Below are 16,365 nucleotides of genomic sequence, written 5' to 3'. Positions count from 1 at the left end.
TTTATCCTAAGCTGTCACTGTTGCCGCTTGCCAGCCCAAGGTCCGGGCTCGCTCCTGGGCAATTTTAGGCACATCTGCTGCAATAAATTGTTCGTGGAGGATCTGAACGCTTAAAAGGTGGTTAATCATGGCATCCAGCTGGACTTGTTCGGCCACGGGGGTGCGTCGATGCTGATGACGATTAAATAGTGCGGCTACGGCTGCAGGGTTCAGGAGACCTGTCGCTGCGATCGCAGCTGCTGATAAGTATTGTTTGGCCAATGTCAACATGGCGGTTTGTTTGACCGGGTCCGTATGAGCAGGCGGGGCCATAAAGGCAAACTTTTGACGGTTGTATAGGGTGGCGGGTAATAGCTCTTTCATGGTTTCCCGCAGGATGTATTTGTCTTTGCGATCGCGAAATCGTAAGCTGGGCGGCACCGTCACGGCAAACTCCACCAGAGGATGATCTAAGAAAGCCGGTCTGGCTTCGAGGGAATTCGCCATATCCACCCGATCCCCAGCCCAGCCTAAGACCTGAGATTCAAACTGAGTTTTGATCCATACATACTGAGCCTTATCCAACGGATGACGCCCAGCCAACTGTTGTGAGTTCAGGGTGTTAGCAATGGCCTCCCCTGGTGAATAGGTGGCTAAGGTCTGCTGATAGTCTGGGCTGAGCAAGGGCATAACCAACGGAGCCGACGATAGCCAGGACTGCAAACAGCTGGGAGTAAACCCAATACACTCGGTCAGCGCGACATCGTTTAACCGCTCTTGGGCCAACAGATTACCTTTAAATAACTGATTGCTCTCCTGCAGCCAGGATTCCAACTCAGCCCGCTCCGTTGGAGAAGCATGGTCCATACCATGCAAAATCATATCCAGACGTAGCTGTGGATACCCAGCAAACAACTCGTCTGACCCTTCTCCTGTGACGACAACTTTATAACCGGCTTGGTGGACATACTCACTCATGAGTAGCTTGGCCACTGTAAACGTGTTGTAGATACTGCGCTCAGTGTGCCAAATAGTGCGAGCAAAATGATTATAGAGCTCATGCCCCGGCACCATCAGAATCTCCTGATCTGCGCCAACGGCTGCCGCCATTTCTTGGGCAATGGCGGTTTCATCATAATCACCATCGTCAAAACCAATGGTAAATGCCTTAACTGGAGATTGTTGACAGGCCGCCGCCACACCCAAAATTGAGCAAGAGTCAATCCCTCCTGAGAGATAACAGGCCACAGGCACGTCCGCCTCTAGCCTGAGCTGAATCGCTTCTACAAAGTGCTGACGCAGAGTTTCAATATACTCATCCTCTCTGAGAATATGTCGGTCGCCAGGGCAGGGAAAATCCACATCCCAATAGGGTTGGGTACGCACCCGCAGGGCTCCATCTCGCCGCTCACAGATCACCATCTGGCCTGGCTGCACCCCATGCACCCCTTCAAAACAGGTGGTTCCTGGCACCATTGTCTGCATTAACTGGTGATACAGACCCGCTGGTGAAAATGTCCGTCGTACCGCCGGGTGGGCAAATAATACTTTGATTTCGGACCCAAAAATGAGTCCCTCATCGGTCATAGTCCAGTAAAGAGGTTTGACGCCAAAGCGATCGCGCACCAGGGTCAGTCGTGCCGAATCCCGCTCGTACAGGGCAAAGGCAAATTCTCCCCGCAGGTGTGGCAGCGCCCCCATTAACCCCAGGCGCTCCGTCAGATGCAGCACCAGTTCCGTATCGCTTTTGGTCACAAACTGGTAGCCTCGCGATGTTAGATCGGCCCGCAACCGCTTGTAATCATAAAACTCACCATTATGGGCAATCAGATAGCGGCCATCTTCTGAGGCAAAGGGCTGACGACCCCGGTTAGGGTTGAGGTCAATAATCGAGAGCCGGGCATGGGCAAACCCAATGCCTGCCTGAGTCTTATACCCAAAACCATCAGGGCCTCGGTGAGATTGAATGGCCGCCATGGCCACTAGTTGTTCTGGGTCAACGGGTCGATTTGCATCATGGTGCATGATGCCCGCAATGCCGCACATTTTGTCATCTTGGATACATGTCGGGTTTATCCTAACGGTTGATTCCGTGAAAATACGCTCTCTCTCAAGTTTTTTAGAGGGGGTTTAGCTCCGTTACCACAATCTGCGCTGCCACTAAACGCTTACCAGTCAGGGAGATGACAGAAATTTGCCAGAGCGTTACGTAGACAACATTTCTTTTTGTAACCTGTGGCTAATGTTATGTAATCCGAATAATTCTTTAGGCAATTTTTAATCTCTAAAAAGTACGGTTTAGGGCTATGACCTTTTCGATTGTTGCCTGGGATGAAAAGACTGGCATGACAGGGGTGGCGGTGGCCACTAAGCATTTGGCAGTGGGGGCGCTGGTGCCCCATGTTCGAGCCGGGGTGGGTGCGATCGCAACCCAGGCTCAAACCAATCCTCTACTTGGCATCCAGGGACTGCATTTGCTGGAGCACAGTCGCCATGCATCACCAGATAGAATCCTACAGCGCCTACTGCAGAACGACTCAGAACGGGATCAGCGACAGCTACACCTGGTTAATTGTCATGGTCAAACCGCGGCCTGGACTGGGAAAGACTGTATTGGCTGGGCCGGTCATTTTACGTTTCCCGGCTTTTCAGTAGCTGGCAATATGCTTGTTAACAAAAAAACAGTGCTGGCGATGGCAGACGCCTATCAGCAAACAGCCCATAAACCATTGAGTGAAAGGCTGTTGCTAGCACTAGAACAGGGTGACGCCGCTGGCGGTGATAAACGTGGTCGCCAGTCAGCCGCTCTCTACATTATGGACACCAGTACCTACCCACACCTGGACCTGCGGGTGGATCACCATGAACAGCCCATTATCACTCTCCGCACCCTGTTTGAAGAGTCTTGCAAAGATTACTATCAATCCTTCCGTCAATCAATGCCCATTGAACGCGCCCAGATCTTGACCATGGACGCTGCCTGGCTGGACGAGGCGGTGTAAAGGTTTACCTGACCACTAACGTTTTTACATACCCTTCCAATTCAGGACTAAACCGAGCAATAAAACCACCGTCTGCCCCGTAGAGTTCGATCGGCAGCTGTGTACGCTTACCAATGTTGATCACCTCCTGCAACAGCTGATTGACCGCAACAATCATCTGATCCGAAGCCGGTACACTCACACGGTTATTCGGGTCGGCAATGGAGAAATCTGCCAGGGCATCATAGTTTTCAGCTAGAGATAACTGCACCGTACCGCCTTTCATCCCAAACTGACAAAACGTTGGCTGACAAACACGGGCAAAGTTCTCTTTTGCCTTTTCAAATCGCAGCGCTAACCGTAAATTTTCCTGGGCTCGGGACAGCGCTGGTTCATAGTTTTTGAGCAGAGTTTGGCCATCGGCATGGCGTGAGGTCCCCATAGGGACTCCCTTCATCTGAGTAATGGCATCACGCCAGCTCAGCATCGCCAACGTCCACTGTTCTTCAGATTCATATTGACGGGCGGTCGCAGCATGGCGCACGGCTTCGTTATAAAACTGGTCAGCAGCCTGTTCTTGTTGATAGCGCGTCCGGACCTTAGCCAGATCTGTTTCGTATTGGGTCAGGATCTTATTGGCCTCACCATGGGCCATAGTTCCCTGCGGAATCTGTTGAATCTGTTTTACAGATTTATCCCAAGACTCTAACGCTGTCTGCCAGGCTGATAGTGTGTTGGCAATTTCCGCTTGATCCTTGGCTAAAGAAGCATTGAGCTGAGCCTGGTTTAGATTTTCCTCCGCCTTTTGTTCAGCCACAATTCGCCCTTCAATCGTGGTCAAATTCCCTCGGTACTCTTGCAGCTTAGGCACAACAAATTCCGCATAGATCGGGCTGCCCATGGGAATCTCTTCCAGCTGAGCAATGGTCTCACGCCAGCGCTCAGCTATTCCCTCCCAGTGAGCAATGGGATGGGGTGGATCTTGACTTTCTTGGGCAGCAACAAGGGCATTCTCTTGGGCTTCGGCTACCGTATTGAGCAGCTCAGCTTCACCTTGATAATCAGCTAATAATGCCTGGGCACTGGCCCTATGCTGTGACCACGGAGGAATCGGTTTCAGGGTGTTCACAGCGGTATTTAGCTGTTCACTCATGTCCAATACAGTTTGGGGGGTGGGCTTGTCCCTAAGGGCAATTAAAGCCGCATCGCCCAATGCCTGGGCTTGCTGAATGCGATCGCACTCGCCAATCACACAGGGGCGACTGAGCCCATAGCCCAGGGTGCCAAACACTGCCGCAATGCCAATACCTGCAGCCACTAAACCAGAAGGTATACGCCCATCGTCTGCCTCAGGTTCCCATGGTTCATCAGCTTCAAACGCCACTGATTCCCCTACATGAGCTGTATCATCGGGCGGCTGCTCATAGAAACCATCCAGGTTGAGCAACTCATCAATCGACGGCTGATCGTCATCCGCTTGAAACTCTTCCCTAGAAGGCAACGCCTCACCCCATCGTTGACCGCTACTAGATAAGAGTTCGTCACCACCCGATAAAAATTCTTCCTCTGAGAGATCCCCTGTCACCTCATCATCATCCTCATGGAACAGGCTGACGGGAGCCACCTCCGGTTGGCGACTCAATAATGGCTCAAAGGCCTGATCATCCAGCGCCACATCATCCAACAAAATAGGGCCTGAACTATCCTGCAACAGCCAATTAAACCGATGAACGGCACTCGGATTGGGATGAGCTTTTGGCTTTAGATAAACCTTAATGGGTATAGGTTCCCCCATCGCCCCCAAATGCTCCGCCTCTACTGGCAAACCATCAATTTCCAGACGATGACGAATTAAGGTCTCCACCTGAGCAAACACATAGTTGCCTGGCACCGTATCCACATTGGGGCTTTCTAACAAAACCATGATCTTGCCCCGGCTAACGGCACACTGCACCGTTAGCTGATCAGGCACCTCCGGTGCTCTACTCAGATCGTAGGTCAAATCAGCCGCCAGACGACTTAAGGTAAATGCCGACGCTAGACTCATGCTCTACGCCTCCACAAAGTTAACCAGCCAGGCAATCGCCTAAATAAATAACTGTCCAAAGACAACCAATGCATGATGCAACCATGGATTTGGCCCTTAGCTTACCCAAACGTTGGCTCAGATGTGAAAGGGCTCAGGGGTATTAAAGCTATTGAATAGTGGCCTATTGTTTGCGTTTTCGCAAGCCCTTTTTCCCTTTGTTCAAAACCTATTGGCATAATCCCCAGAATATCAATATCAAATATATGGCTCACGCTACTCTAGAAATCAACCGTCCTTACAATTTGAACGATGGTTTCTATCAGTCTGGTGTGAGCGATGAATGTCCTAATTGTTGAAGACGAAATCGACATTGCTGAACTTATTCAGCTGTATCTTACAAATGAGAATTTCACAACTGAAATCTGCACCAGCGGTCCCGCTGCCCTAGAACGCTTCCCCATCTTCAAACCAGACCTAATTATTTTGGACCTGATGATTCCAGGCTTAGACGGCCTAGAAGTATGTGCTCGGATTCGCCGGATGCCTGGTCAAAAAGATCCCTATATACTAATGCTGACGGCTAAAGGGGAAGAAATTGATCGCATTATTGGTCTCTCAACCGGGGCCGATGACTACATGGTCAAACCCTTTAGTCCGCGGGAGCTGGTTGCTCGGGTACGCGCGTTGTTACGGCGCAGTCTCCGAGGAACAGAACCGAGTCACACCCATCAGACTCTCCACTTTACGATCGATCTAGATCAGCGCTCGGTACTTTACAAACATCCTGAGCAAAGTTCAACCATAACAGCCCTTGATTTAACTCCATTAGAGTTTGATTTGCTAGCCACATTTTTGAGCTATCCCGGTCGTGTCTGGAACCGCCCTCAGCTGATTGAAAAACTCTGGGGAGATAATTTTTTTGGGGATGAACGAGTCGTTGATACCCACATTGCTCGCCTGCGTAAAAAGATTGAACCCCATCCCACTCAGCCAAGATTTATTAAAACCGTTGTCGGTGTTGGCTATCGATTTGAAGATTAACGATACGTGTGCTTAATTTTGAAATCTAAGTTTTGAGTTCAACACCTCGTTCAAAGTTTAGGATGTACACCTCAAAACTCCCCTAATTGGCTATGCCTAAAGTCCCTTTAAGGACCCGATTATTTATTTCCCATCTGATTGTCATGGCCGTCGCGATTATTGCCTTGGCAGGTATTAGTCGTTTATCTACCCCGCGATACTTTGTGGTTACCCTGGAACGTCTAGAAGGTCGGGGTATTCGGATTCAGCAAATGCGTGGGCAAATTTTAGACAGTTTTACCGATGCCTGGGCTCGGGGTATGGTCTGGTCGGTTCTGTTAGGTGGAGGAGCAGCGGGTGGCATCAGCTACCTGCTATCGCGACGGATCATTCGTCCGCTAATACGGATGGAACAGATCACTCAGCGCTTTGCTGCCGGTGACTGGGCCGCCCGAGTGCCCCCATCTGATATCCCAGAGCTGCACCAGCTGGGCCATAGCTTTAATCGCATGGCCAGCGAGTTAGAGCGGGTAGAGCAGCAGCGGCGGGAATTAGTCAGTGACCTATCCCATGAACTCCGAACACCGCTCACGATTGTGCGTGGCTATCTTGAAGCCCTTACTGATCAAAAGCTGCCCGCTGCCCCTGAAACCTACGAACGTTTGATTCGCGAAACTCAGCGACTGCAACGGCTGGTGGAAGATTTACAGGAACTCTCTAAAATCGAAACGGGCTATTTGCCAGTGCAGCGACAAACCTTAAACCTACCGCCTCTAATCCAGCCGATCGTTCAGCGATTCCGTGACCAGCAGTTGACATCTGAAAATCCGAAAATTGTCGTAGAGATAGCCGCAGATTTACCTGCCGTTACCGCTGACCCAGCTCGTACTGAACAAATTTTGGTAAATCTGCTGGGCAATGCTCTCCAATATACGGACATTGGACAAATCACGATCAGTGCCTGGTGTCAAAAAGATCGAGTATGGATTGCTGTACAAGATACGGGAATTGGTATCGCTGAGTCGGATCTACCCCACGTTTTTGAACGATTTTGGCGAGCCGATCGTTCACGTAATCGCAGATCTGGCGGGACTGGCATTGGTCTGGCTATCTGCAAACGATTGGTCGAATTACAGGGTGGGGAAATTCGCGTTCTCAGCCAAATTAATCAGGGCAGTAACTTTCAATTTTGGTTACCGAAAGCTACGTAAACCCACTAAGTTTTGACATAGACGGCGACCCAGCGGATTACAATCTATCAACTGATAGGTCATAATAATTAATATCCAATGACCGTCACTGCGGACACTCATTGCTGGCAAGCTATCGTAAGCAGTGCAACTCACTTGATTGAGCTTTTCTTGGCCTGCGACTAGTACCTGTCCGCTTTTTTGTGCTCATGTCCGAATCTAACTCCCAGGGTCGTCAAGATCCTCGTCTCAGCAAAAAGTTATGTGACTCTGGCCAGCTTTTTCGCGATCGCTACGAGGTAGTGCGCATTTTGGGTCGCGGTGGTTTTGGTGTTACCCACCTGGCCCGCGATCGCATGCTGCCTGGCTCGCCACTGTGTGTGATCAAACAACTATTTCCCAAAGTTAGCCACCCCATTGCCCTGGAACGAGCCAAACAGCGCTTTCGCCGCGAAGCTAGAATTCTGGGTCGTTTAGGCAGCCATTCACAACTACCAATGCTGCTGGACTATTTCACCTTCAAAGGGGAATTTTTTCTAGTTCAGGAATATGTCCATGGGGATACATTGAGCCGTGAAGTCCGCAAAAATGGAGCCCAAAAAGAGCCGGTCGTTAAACAGTTTTTAGCGGAAGTTCTTCCAGCCATACGCTATATCCATAGAAATCGGGTCATCCACCGCGACATCAAACCTCCCAACATCATCCGCTGTCGTGATGATAATCGGTTGGTCCTACTTGATTTTGGCGCTGTGCGTGAGTGTCTCCATTATGATGATGACCCCGGTGATCACGCCGCTAGTCCCACCACCCACTTTGTTGGCACGATGGGGTTTGCTCCCCCCGAGCAACTGGCCCTACGCCCCACCTACAGCAGCGATATCTACGCCCTGGGCGTCACCTGCTTGTACCTGCTCACAGGCAAGTCCCCTTTAGAATTCGATATTGATCCCAATACACAAGAAATCAACTGGCAACGTTCGGTCAATATTAGTAAGCCCTTTGAACGATTGCTGGCCAAAATGCTAACTACCGATTTATCAGAGCGTTTTAAACGCATTGATGAGGTGCAACGGGCGCTCCAACTTGATGCCCACTACAGCAATTTGGAACGATGTCTCAATCGAGTCCCTAAAGCAGCAGGGACATCGGACTCAGAAAAACTGAACAACATCGAACAGAATCAATCCCCAATCCAGCGCCGGGCAGCCGCTATTCGACGGTTACGGCAACGTCAGCACACAAAAAATCGTCCTAGCACCGGATCTGCATTTCCCCAATAAACCCTACTGCGAGGAAACCGAGCCCTGGGCAGTCTCCAGCCAGGTGTGGATCACCTCATCCACACTATCGGGCGCTTCATCATAGAGGCAGTGGCCACCCCCCTCAATGGCTCGGTACGTGATTTGTGGATTCGAGGCCAAAATCTGTTGCCCCCACTTGATGGGTAACACATTATCCTCAGTTCCCCACAGTAAAAGCACTGGGATGGATACTTGCTGTAGCAAGTCTGCAGTGGCATCACTAAACTCTGTCTTAGTCCGAGATTTCACCAGATAGCACAGTGTACGAGCGGCCCCGCGTTCCAAGGTGGGGCGCGTAAATAGCTCAACTAGCTCATCATTCAACAGATCAGGTCGTTGGTAAATACTCATCAATACTCGCCGAATGACTCCCGGCTGACGCACTAAGCTAAACAAGGGACGCAGCAGCAAGGGCGTTGCAAATATACCTTCCACTCCCCGCGCCCAGCGATCGAGCCAGCCGGATACCAGTTCCTGGCGGGCCAAAGGTAAGGTCAACAAAATTAGTCGATTGACCATGGCTGGATGCCGGGCTGCAGCAGTCAACGCCACTAATGCCCCCAGGGAATGCCCCACTAAAACTATTGGTTGACCAATCAAAGCTTGCCAAAAATCATAGAGTTGCTCTTGCCAGAACTCAGCCCCCACAATTACTGCCGCCTTTTGGGAATGACCAAAACCCAGAAGATCCAAAGCATAGACAGGTCGCTGCTGCCCCCACATCCTCAAATTTGAACGCCACTGTTCTAAACTGGCACCAAAGCCATGAACTAACAGCATCGGTGTCTGCTGTTGAGCGGCTGGAGTATCGGGTCTGATGTAGGTATAGCGCACACGCCAGCCTCGCCAGTACCAAAAACGCTGATGTCCCAGGTCAGGACGGGTCAGGGCTTGGGCTCGCTGCATAGGTTTACTCAAGCTACTACATAGGGTTATGGCACATTGCTGCCTTTAACGCCATCCCAGTTAAAGGCAGCAATGTGGGCTTTAAGAAAACAATCATCTGCCCGTGGAAAAGATTTCCACGGGCAGATGATAACTATCATGTAATTTCAAGCAGCCTGCTATTAAAGGAACCAATAGTGGCTGACTACAGATACCTTTAAGATAGGTTAAGAAACAAGTGCCAATGATTCGATAAGTTCCCTGAAAACTTATCACCATTCACCGGGGACAGCGAGGCGTAGTATGACTGAGATAAAACAGAGGGATGTTCAAATATTACCTATCGCCACCGATACCCTCGCTCTGCGCTCTCGCAGCTGGAATCGATTGCGTTTCGAGATTGAATATGCTTTAGAGAAAGGAACAACGGCTAATGCTTATTTGATCAATGCCGATCGGGTGGCTTTAATTGACCCGCCAGGAGGATCGTTTACAACTATTTTTTTAGAGGCGCTGCGATCGCAGATTTCCCTCGATCAGCTGGATTACATCATTCTGGGGCACGTTAATCCCAACCGACTAGAAACCTTGCAGCACCTGGTCAGTGAAGCTCCGCAGGTGACAATTGTCTGTTCTAATCCGGGTGCGATCGCACTTAAAGCCGCTGAGCTTCCCTTACAAAATCCTTTATTCATTATCAAGAATGCCGACGATATTCTTGATCTCGGTCAGGGCCACCAGCTGCAGTTTATGCCGGTGCCTACCCCCCGCTGGCCTGACGGTCTGAGTACCTATGACCCCAGTACCTGCACGCTTTATACCGATAAATTTTTTAGCGCCCATATTTGTAACGATGACGCCTACGACCTCAACTGGAATCAGCTGCTAGGGGACCGTCGTTACTATTTCGACACCGTCATGGCCCCCAATGCCAAACAGGTAGCCACGGCCCTTGAAAAACTCAGTGAGTTCCCGGCCCACCTGTACGGTGCAGGTCATGGGCCTATGGTGAAATACGGTATCCATGAACTCACCCAGCACTATCAACAATGGTGCGCTCAGCAAAAGCAACAAACCCTGAGCGTTGCTTTGATTTATGCATCGGCCTACGGCAATACAGCCACTATTGGCCAAGCCATTGCCCGTGGCATCACTAAAGCAGGCGTTGCCGTCGAGTCCATCAATGCTGAACAAGCCCCTCAAAGCGAGATCAAGACTGCAGCTGAAACCTGTGCAGGGTTTATTATCGGCTCTCCCACTTTGGGGGGGCATGCTCCAACTCAAATCCAAACAGCCCTGGGACTCCTACTTTCTAATGCGTCTAAAAGTAAGCTAGCCGGTGTCTTTGGCTCCTACGGTTGGAGTGGTGAAGCCATTGATTTGCTCGAAAGTAAACTACGGGACGGCGGCTACAGCTTTGGTTTTGACCCTATTCGGGTAAAATTCAAGCCCGATGAGGTCACCCTTAAGTATTGCGAAGAGGCAGGCACCGATTTTGCCCAAGCCTTGAAAAAGGCCAGACGTGCTAAAGCTCCCCGCACCCCTGCTAGCGATGTTGAAAAGGCCGTTGGTAGACTTGTCGGGTCGCTATGTGTCGTCACAGCCAAACAAAGTGAAGTGGCTAGCGCCATGTTGGCCTCGTGGGTCGCCCAAGCTACCTTCAGTCCCCCTGGATTTACCGTCGCTGTTGCTAAAGAACGGGCCATCGAAACGTTAATTTATCCTGGCAATCCATTTGTTCTAAATATTTTGGGGGAAGGTAAGCATTTAGGCCCCATGAAACAATTTCTTAAACCATTTACTCCAGGGGAAAATAGATTTGAGGGTGTGGATATTGACGTGGCTGATAACGGAGCTTATATCCTTAAGGATGCGATCGCATACCTGGAATGTACCGTCAAAAATCGCATGGATTGTGGTGATCATTGGGTTGTTTACGCCACAATTGACAGCGGTCAAGTTCTAGATAGCAATATTAAAACAGCTGTTCACCACCGTAAAACCGGAAACCATTACTAGCACTCAATCAAGATGTTTATAAGAAGAGCACAAAAGAGCATTCTTGAAGACTAGAGACGGCATATCAATTAAAGTCGCCTTTCTAATTGCCTAAGACTCTCCACTGTTATTTATTTTCTTGACCCTTTAAATTATAAAATCGCTTTTCAATACACCATTCATTCCTCAGCGATTTTTCCATAGCCCCCCGATCAAGCTGCTAATAGCTGTTCCATTTTGGCAGCAAAATCAGCTTGTTATTTGCTGCATATTTTTATAGGAGCTTGAAAATAAAAATAAAACCTAATCCAGGAAAAAGCACCAAATTCGACGCTTGGCTACTATTTTCCAAAAGGATTCATGACTCTTTACATGCACATAAAACAACTAGCCTATACAGCTAAAAGTATGTTACCTGTAGAAATATTTCATCATTTAGAATCATTGTTCAATATAGATTTATGACCGTTGCGCCATATCAGTCTGACCTTTTCAAAAGATGTAAAGAAATTTATGGATTTTTGTCAGATTGCCAGCGACAGGCAACCCGTGACCAGCATGCCAAACTAGCCAACTTTACGGTCCCCATCAGTGTGATTGAGCCCTGGCTTGCTCTACAACAGCTAGAAGAAAAATACCCAATACATTTTTACTATTCGACGCCTCAATATACTCTTCTAGGCCTAGGCATAACCATCATTCAGCAAACTGCTGGACCCGATCGGTTTGAGCGCATGCAACAGTTTGTAGATGTCTGGAAACGTCGAATTCTTTCACCAAATCAGAACGGCCCCATTGTTCAACCTTATTTTCTATGTGGATTCACTTTTTTTGAACAGACTAAAGGCTTATTTAAGCCAGCCCAGGTATTTGTTCCTCAGCTACAAATCCTTCAACGTAATGGACAAACAACCGCTAGCTTAAACTATCTCATTGACGATGCCGTCAACATAACTCGAATAGTCGATGACATCCGACAAAGACTTCAGGCCCTCGAAACAGCTGCAGAAAAGACCATAAATATTTCTCTTACATCATTTTCTAGAGCATTACAGACTCCAAAAGTTATTAGAGACGTAGGCAACTTTCAGCAGATGGTTAGCAATGTATTGCCCACGCTCAAGAGTTCTACACTTCACAAAATAGTTCTCGCCGACGCATTGGATGTATTATCCGCTAACCCCTTTAACATTCCAAAATCGCTCAAAGCTCTCGGTATAGCCTACAGTGACTGCTGTATTTTTTCGTTCAGCAATGGAAAAGGCCCTGTTTTTATCGGAGCAAGTCCAGAAAGACTACTGAGTATTACCACATCAGACACCGGTAAACAGCTTACAACGGATGCCCTGGCAGGTTCTGCAGATCGAGGAAACAATCTTAAAACTGATCAAATTATTGCTGAAAATTTGATCAGCAACCCCAAAGAACGCTATGAACATCAGGTCGTTGTTGAATTCATCGCTGAGCAGCTAACTCAACTAGGTCTAACCCCCATGTTTGACACTTCGCCAGCAATACTGCGTCTAGCAAACATCCAACATTTACATACACCCATTCAGGCATATTTACCAAATCATCTTAAACCCCTCGATTTAGTTAAAAGATTACATCCTACCCCTGCGGTCGCCGGATTGCCTCGACTAACCGCTAATCAACTACTGAAAAAAACAGAATCTTTCGATCGAGGCCCTTATGCATCCCCTATTGGATGGATTGATACCAATGGTAACAGTGAATTTGTTGTAGGGATTCGCTCAGCTCTGATTAATGGTCGCCAGGCAAGATTATTTGCGGGTGCCGGAATTGTCGCTCAGTCAAATCCCCGCAGCGAACTGGCAGAGATCAAACTCAAACTACAGGCACTGCTAGGGGCTTTAGTGTGAGTACATTAGATTATCGCAACACAAATACCCTATGGGCATCAGTACTCATAGAAACCTTAAGCCGCCTTGGGTTAACTACCGCTATCATTTGTCCAGGCTCTCGATCTACACCGCTGACGGTGGCATTGGCTCGTCACCCTAAAATTGAGACCATTCCAATTCTAGATGAGCGCTCAGCCTCCTTTTTTGCCCTAGGGTGTGCTAAGCAGCTACACCAGCCTGTAATCCTGGTTTGTACGTCAGGAACAGCCGGTGCTAACTTTTACCCTGCCATCATCGAAGCTTACGAAAGCCACGTTCCTCTACTGATCTTCACAGCTGATCGCCCCCCTGAAATGCGTGCCTGCAGTTCAGGCCAAACCATTGATCAACAAAAGCTATTCGGTACTTTTGTAAACTGGTATACCGAGATGGCTGTACCAGAAGTCAATCTCCTCAGCTACGCTAGACAAACTATGGTGCAGAGTTGGAGGAAAGCCTTCTCTCCTAGCCCTGGTCCAGTACATATTAACTGTCCATTCAGAGATCCGCTGGCTCCCATAAAAGACTCTCCAGAACCATCATTATCTGAAGCAGATTTTTTTACAGCTATTTCTCCTCCCTATATGGGAGAAAAAAAACTACAGGAACTACCAACAAACCTTCTAGAATCTTGGACCAAGGTCAAGACAGGTATTATTATTGCAGGGCCCGCTCAACCTGAGTGTTCCGAGACTTACTGTCAAGCTGTTGCTCAAATTTCTAAAATCTTAGGATGGCCTGTACTCGCAGATGGACTCTCTCCAGTTCGCAATTATCAGTCTCTTAACCCATACCTGATTAGCACCTACGATAGTTTACTACGAAACACTATTGCTGCCGAGCAACTGATTCCTCATCATGTAATACAACTAGGCCCACTACCCACCAGCAAAATATTACGCCAGTGGCTACAACACCACCAACCCTTTACTTGGCAAGTTACACCTCACACTACAAATGTAGATCCTCTACATGGAAAGACTCAAATCCTGGAAATTTCAGTAGAGCATCTAGGAGAGCTCATCATCTCATCGACAGAATCAAGCACTTTTAGCCAAGATATCAGCCAACATTGCCAACAATGGCTTGACTATGAGAGGACTTTAAGGGAAAAACTTTACCAAGCAATCAAAGCAGTCAAAATTCCCTTTGAGGGAAAAATCTCCTGGGTTCTCTCACAATATCTACCCCAAGGAACCTCAGTCATCATTGCCAACAGCATGCCTATCCGCGATATGGAATCCTTTTGGCAGCCCAACGACCGCCATATTCAACCCTACTTTAGCCGAGGTGCTAATGGGATCGATGGAACGTTATCTACTGCCATGGGTATTACCCATCATAGCCAAAATAGTCTTTTGCTAACAGGAGACCTCGCTTTTCTCCATGATACTAATGGTCTGCTCAATTATCCTTCTCTAAAGGGTTCCCTAACCGTGATTGTAATTAATAATGAAGGGGGTGGAATTTTTGAAATGCTGCCTATGTCAAACTTTAACCCACCTTTTGAAAAATACTTTGCTATGCCCCAATCTGTTAATATTTCAAAATTATGTGCAGCTTACGGCATTAGACATAACTTGATTCAAACTTGGGAGCAGTTAATTAAGCAACTAAAAGATTTACAGTTCAACAGACAGAAAAATCTACATGTGTTGGAATTTTGCACTAATCGAAAAGCTGACACCAAGTGGAGGCAAACAGAAATTGTTTGGCTTGCAAATGGTATTCATCAGTGACACAGTGTTGTTGTACCTATAGCAAAGTAAACAGACGACGCAATCATCAAGATATGTGACATTCAAGATCAATCACAGACAGAAGCGCGCTGCTCCAGGTGAGGAACAACGCGCTTCTTGAATAGGACCCTGGCACCGAGCTATTTTCACAAGGGGCAACCCCCTCACTATCTTCACCGCAGGTGCGTTTCACAACCGAGTTCGGGATGGATCGGAGTGGGACCACACCGCCATTGGCACCAGGAATGTTATCGAGCTTACTGCTGCTTCAGTAGAGCCCTGAAAAACTGCATAGATATTGTCGAACACATCGGTAATTCGAGATGAAAACCATGACTGATAGGACAAGCCCTCGGTCTGTTAGTATTCCTCAGCTTCATACATTGCTGCACTTCCACTTAGAACCTATTAACGGGTCGTCTTCCCGTGACCTTACTGGGTTATCCCATGAGAGCACTCATCTTGAGGTGGGCTTCCCACTTAGATGCTTTCAGCGGTTATCCGCTCCGCACTTGGCTACCCTGCGTTTACCGTTGGCACGATAACAGGTACACCAGAGGTGCGTTCTTCCCGGTCCTCTCGTACTAAGGAAGACTCCTCTCAATGCTCTTGCGCCTGCACCGGATATGGACCGAACTGTCTCACGACGTTCTGAACCCAGCTCGCGTGCCGCTTTAATGGGCGAACAGCCCAACCCTTGGGACGTACTACCGCCCCAGGTTGCGACGAGCCGACATCGAGGTGCCAAACCTCCCCGTCGATGTGAACTCTTGGGGGAGATCAGCCTGTTATCCCTAGAGTAACTTTTATCCGTTGAGCGACGGCCCTTCCACTCGGTACCGTCGGATCACTAAGGCCGTGTTTCCACCCTGCTCGAGTTGTCACTCTCGCAGTCAAGCTCCCTTATGCCTTTACACTCGTAGGCTGATTTCCAACCAGCCGGAGGGAACCTTTGCGCGCCTCCGTTACCTTTTAGGAGGCGACCGCCCCAGTCAAACTGCCCACCTGATACTGTCCACTAACCGGATAACGGTCAATGTTAGAATCCTAGCCTTGATAGAGTGGTATCTCACCAGCGACTCATTACACCCCACAAGGTATAAATCAAAGTCTCCCACCTATCCTGCGCAATCAAAGCCCGAACACAATACCAAGCTACAGTAAAGCTTCATAGGGTCTTTCTGTCCAGGTGCAGGTAGTCCGTATCTTCACAGACAATCCTATTTCGCCGAGCCTCTCTCCGAGACAGCATCCAGATCGTTACGCCTTTCGTGCGGGTCGGAACTTACCCGACAAGGAATTTCGCTACCTTAGGACCGTTATAGTTACGGCCGCCGTT

10 protein-coding genes and 2 rRNA genes are annotated in these 16,365 nt (G+C 48.7%); 7 read left to right on the top strand and 5 right to left on the bottom strand.

Annotation, left to right across the window (positions count from 1 at the left end; genetic code table 11):
- Positions 1-6 precede the first annotated feature (6 nt).
- Positions 7-2,025 carry an asparagine synthase (glutamine-hydrolyzing) gene (gene asnB / locus N836_RS70485; RefSeq protein WP_023076719.1) on the bottom strand — a complete coding sequence of 673 codons (2,019 nt, stop codon included), beginning with the start codon at positions 2,023-2,025 and terminating at the stop codon, positions 7-9.
- Between the two features lie 260 nt (positions 2,026-2,285).
- Between asnB and N836_RS70480 the strand changes: the two genes are divergently transcribed.
- Entirely contained in the window at positions 2,286-2,981 is a 696-nt protein-coding gene (locus tag N836_RS70480; RefSeq protein WP_023076718.1) for a DUF1028 domain-containing protein, read from the top strand.
- Positions 2,982-2,985: 4 nt separating this feature from the next.
- On the opposite strand, the gene N836_RS70475 is transcribed toward N836_RS70480, so the two are convergent.
- Positions 2,986-5,007, bottom strand: coding sequence for a hypothetical protein (locus N836_RS70475; protein WP_023076717.1), 2,022 nt, complete (start codon positions 5,005-5,007; stop codon positions 2,986-2,988).
- Between the two features lie 318 nt (positions 5,008-5,325).
- Here N836_RS70475 and N836_RS70470 point away from each other — a divergent pair, with 318 nt between their 5' ends.
- From N836_RS70470 to N836_RS70460, 3 genes are all read left to right on the top strand, one after another.
- A complete protein-coding gene (locus N836_RS70470) occupies positions 5,326-6,030 on the top strand; it encodes a response regulator transcription factor (RefSeq protein ID WP_023076716.1) in 705 nt (234 codons plus the stop codon).
- Between the two features lie 92 nt (positions 6,031-6,122).
- Positions 6,123-7,220 carry a sensor histidine kinase gene (locus tag N836_RS70465; protein WP_031294591.1) on the top strand — a complete coding sequence of 366 codons (1,098 nt, stop codon included), beginning with the start codon at positions 6,123-6,125 and terminating at the stop codon, positions 7,218-7,220.
- A 188-nt stretch (positions 7,221-7,408) separates the two neighbouring features.
- The gene (locus tag N836_RS70460; protein ID WP_023076714.1) at positions 7,409-8,479 is read left to right on the top strand and encodes a serine/threonine-protein kinase; all 1,071 of its coding nucleotides are present in this window, start codon (positions 7,409-7,411) and stop codon (positions 8,477-8,479) included.
- Between the two features lie 3 nt (positions 8,480-8,482).
- On the opposite strand, the gene N836_RS70455 is transcribed toward N836_RS70460, so the two are convergent.
- Positions 8,483-9,406: an alpha/beta fold hydrolase gene (locus N836_RS70455; RefSeq protein ID WP_023076713.1), complete on the bottom strand. Its 924-nt coding sequence runs from the start codon at positions 9,404-9,406 to the stop codon at positions 8,483-8,485.
- Positions 9,407-9,688: 282 nt separating this feature from the next.
- On the opposite strand from N836_RS70455, the gene N836_RS70450 reads away from it, so the two are divergent.
- The 3 genes from N836_RS70450 to menD all read left to right on the top strand — a co-directional run bounded on the left by N836_RS70450 (position 9,689) and on the right by menD (position 15,026).
- Positions 9,689-11,404, top strand: a complete 1,716-nt coding sequence (locus tag N836_RS70450; protein WP_023076712.1) for a diflavin flavoprotein — start codon at positions 9,689-9,691, stop codon at positions 11,402-11,404.
- A gap of 440 nt (positions 11,405-11,844) precedes the next feature.
- The gene (locus N836_RS70445) at positions 11,845-13,266 is read left to right on the top strand and encodes an isochorismate synthase (protein WP_023076711.1); all 1,422 of its coding nucleotides are present in this window, start codon (positions 11,845-11,847) and stop codon (positions 13,264-13,266) included.
- Positions 13,263-15,026, top strand: coding sequence for a 2-succinyl-5-enolpyruvyl-6-hydroxy-3-cyclohexene-1-carboxylic-acid synthase (menD, locus tag N836_RS70440; protein WP_023076710.1), 1,764 nt, complete (start codon positions 13,263-13,265; stop codon positions 15,024-15,026). Before N836_RS70445 ends, menD begins: the two co-directional genes overlap by 4 nt.
- Positions 15,027-15,153: 127 nt before the next feature.
- Here the strand turns inward: menD and rrf are convergent.
- Both rrf and N836_RS70430 read right to left on the bottom strand, forming a co-directional pair.
- Positions 15,154-15,270, bottom strand: a 5S ribosomal RNA gene (rrf, locus tag N836_RS70435).
- A 96-nt stretch (positions 15,271-15,366) separates the two neighbouring features.
- Positions 15,367-16,365: ribosomal RNA gene (locus tag N836_RS70430) — 23S ribosomal RNA — on the bottom strand; the annotation flags it as partial.

Source organism: Leptolyngbya sp. Heron Island J (assembly GCF_000482245.1).
Taxonomy (GTDB): domain Bacteria; phylum Cyanobacteriota; class Cyanobacteriia; order Phormidesmidales; family Phormidesmidaceae; genus Leptothoe.
This window is presented reverse-complemented; position numbering and strand designations above follow the sequence as displayed.